The organism is Aerococcus sp. L_32 (genome assembly GCF_050689315.1).
Genome location: NZ_JBOEQF010000265.1, coordinates 1 through 2,861, shown reverse-complemented (window position 1 = coordinate 2,861; position 2,861 = coordinate 1). Strand labels below are relative to the sequence as shown.

General features: G+C 41.5%; 3 protein-coding genes and 1 pseudogene. 3 read left to right on the top strand and 1 reads right to left on the bottom strand.

Features of this window, described 5'->3' with window-relative positions:
* Positions 1 to 898 (top strand): MalY/PatB family protein (locus ACRCJ0_RS11525; RefSeq protein ID WP_431390505.1); only part of this gene is annotated, 898 nt, incomplete at its 5' end.
* A 103-nt stretch (positions 899 to 1,001) separates the two neighbouring features.
* Here the strand turns inward: ACRCJ0_RS11525 and ACRCJ0_RS11520 are convergent.
* Positions 1,002 to 1,895 carry a cation diffusion facilitator family transporter gene (locus ACRCJ0_RS11520; RefSeq protein ID WP_419970887.1) on the bottom strand — a complete coding sequence of 298 codons (894 nt, stop codon included), beginning with the start codon at positions 1,893 to 1,895 and terminating at the stop codon, positions 1,002 to 1,004.
* 246 nt (positions 1,896 to 2,141) lie between these two features.
* Here ACRCJ0_RS11520 and ACRCJ0_RS11515 point away from each other — a divergent pair, with 246 nt between their 5' ends.
* Both ACRCJ0_RS11515 and ACRCJ0_RS11510 read left to right on the top strand, forming a co-directional pair.
* Positions 2,142 to 2,516, top strand: a complete 375-nt coding sequence (locus tag ACRCJ0_RS11515) for a MerR family transcriptional regulator (RefSeq protein WP_083068327.1) — start codon at positions 2,142 to 2,144, stop codon at positions 2,514 to 2,516.
* Between the two features lie 153 nt (positions 2,517 to 2,669).
* Positions 2,670 to 2,861 (top strand): annotated as a pseudogene (locus tag ACRCJ0_RS11510) (LL-diaminopimelate aminotransferase); the annotation flags it as partial.

The window sequence follows — 2,861 nt, the reverse complement described above, 5'->3', positions numbered from 1 at the left end:
GGTATGTACGGGTATTGCCTTTGCCTTACATGCATATACCAATGAAGGGGACAACATTTTAATTCAAAATCCCGTTTACAATCCCTTCCGTACGGTTATTGAAGAAGCTAACCGGACTTTAGTGATGCAAGATTTATTGGGTAACGAACAAGAAGGGTACACAATTGATTTTGATGCTTTGGAGAGTGCCTTCAAGGATGACGATATCAAGGTTTTCTTATTCTGTTCACCGCAAAACCCAACTGGCCGCGTTTGGCATCGTGATGAATTGGCTAAAGTAGTGGCTTTATGTAAGCAATACGATGTTTTATTATTCTCTGATGAAATCCACCGTGATTTGATTATGCCAGGACATGAGCATATTGCTATTGGAAACATTGACCCGAATTTTGACAATTACATCCTTTTTGCCTCGCCATCAAAAACCTTTAATTTAGCTGGTTTTAACCATTCATTTATAGTGGTTCCACGGGCTGATTTAAGAGAAAAATTGGATACATTCTTACATGCTATTCATGTGACTGGCGGGCAACCTGCTGGTTATATCGCGTCAGAAGCGGCTTATACCTACGGGTCGGAATGGGTGGAGAACGTCAACCAAGTGATTTGGGACAATTACCAATTACTGAAAACAACAGTGCAAACGGCCTTACCACAAGTTCAATTCTCAGACTTACAAGGGACTTACCTTGCTTGGCTTGATCTAGGGGCTTATGTGAAAAATGCAGATTTGAAAGAAGTGGTTCAAGACCGTGCCCGTTTAGGTGTCAATTATGGGACTACTTACTGGCCAACTAGACCAGAAGATACCCATATCCGGATTAATCTAGCGACTAAGCCAGAGATCATTGAAACAGCTGCAAGTAATTTAGTTAAAGCTATTCAAGAGTGGCAATAGTCCGTCGTGACACTAGTCAGCTGTAGAGATAGTTAATATACATAAAAAGACCTGCTTCTCATATTGAGCGTGGCAGGTCTTTGTTGTAAGTATATTTGATGGATTAGTTTTCGTTGTAGGGTTCGACATGGACGTCGATGGCGGTGACATCTTCTGTTTTTTGTAGGGCGGATTCTACTTTTTCAGTGATAGCATGACCCGCTTGAACAGAAATTTCTGGATCTACTAAGATGGTAATGTCGATATAGACATTGGCCCCGTAATTACGGCCACGGATATCAGAAACTGCGCGCACGCCAGGTACCATGAGGACTATTTTCCGGTAGTTATCTAAGTCTTCTTGGGGGAAGCCGTCTGATAGGGAAAAGGCGGATTCTTTGAAGATGTCATATCCTGATTTGATAATGATTAAGCCAACGACAATAGCCATGGCACCATCTAGCCAAAGGATACCGGTACGACTTAGGACGACCGACAAGGCAGTTGCGAAAGAGGTCAGGGCATCGGATAAATTGTCCTTTGCAGAAGCTTTAAGGCTTGGGCTATTGAGTTTCTTGCCAAGACGGTTATTGTACCAATAAACGCCGGACATAATGGCTCCAGAAGACAAGCCGACGACCGCATTAATGGGTGTTGGAGCTGCATATTCTCGGTTAATTAAGGCTGTAGTTGAATCAATGGTCACCGTAATCCCAATATAGAAAATCACGAAGGACATAATCAGTGTAGTAATGGTTTCAATTTTATAATGACCGTAACGGTGGTTTTGATCAGCTGGGCGTTGGGATAGGATCATGCCTACTAGCAGGGCAATTGAAGCGAATGAATCAGTAAAGTTATTCAAACCATCCGCAAAGACCGCATCTGAGTCAAAGCTGTAGCCGACAAAGAGTTTGGCGGTTGAGATGATGACGTAAGTCACGATACTCAGATAAATGCCGCGACGGGCTATTTGTTGGTTGGTACTGCTTGGTGTCATGTTAGGTTCATTTTCCATGTGAAAACCGCTCCTTTAAGTTGCATTGATAAGGGGTGAAACTTGCCAATTTGAAAAAAGCAATTCTTTCCATTTTAGCGAACGGCTACACAATTTGCAAGGAATTTCACCTAGAAATGACACGTCTTTCTTGCAAAAAAATGTCTAAATTTTCACAGAATTTCGATAAATTATGATTGACTTAATATGTTAAGTAATATAACATGAGATTAAAATACAATTAAAAAAGAATGAAGGTGAGTTGACATGAAGGAAAAAGAGCTACGACGTACGCTAGCGGTTTTCCCAATTGGGACAGTTGTACAGCTAACAGATTTGACACCGAGACAGGTGCGTTACTACGAAGAACAGAAGTTAATTAAGCCAAAACGTTCAGAAACAAATCGTCGCATGTACTCTTTAAATGATGTCGATCGATTATTAGAAATCAAAGACTATTTAAATGAGGGTATGAGCATTCAAGCAATTTATAATACATATAATCGTCAACATACGCAGCCTAAAGTGACAGATACCAAGCAGCTGACCGATGAAGATGTTCGCCGCATTCTATATAATGAGATTTTGAATCAAGGTGGTTTCAGAAATGCTGGAGCCGACCAGGACTATCCATTGCGTTAGGTAGGTGCGACAAAAGTCGTTCAGACTAGACGTTTCTACCGCATTTAGGAGAGTAAACGCTAAAGCGTGCACTCTCCCACAAGTTAGCCAAAAATCGGCCTTTCTGAGCGTCGGCTCTCGCACCTAGCATATATGATATAGAGGAGATTTTTTATGAACCAAATTAATAAAGATTACCAACGATTACCAGGCTCTTATTTATTCGCAGAAGTAAAACGTCGCCAAGAGGCCTATGAAAAAGCACATCCAGACCAAAACGTAATCCGTTTAGGTGTTGGAGACGTTACTTTACCTTTAGCACCAGCAGTCATCGAAGCCTTACATAAGGCCGTAGACGAACAAGCA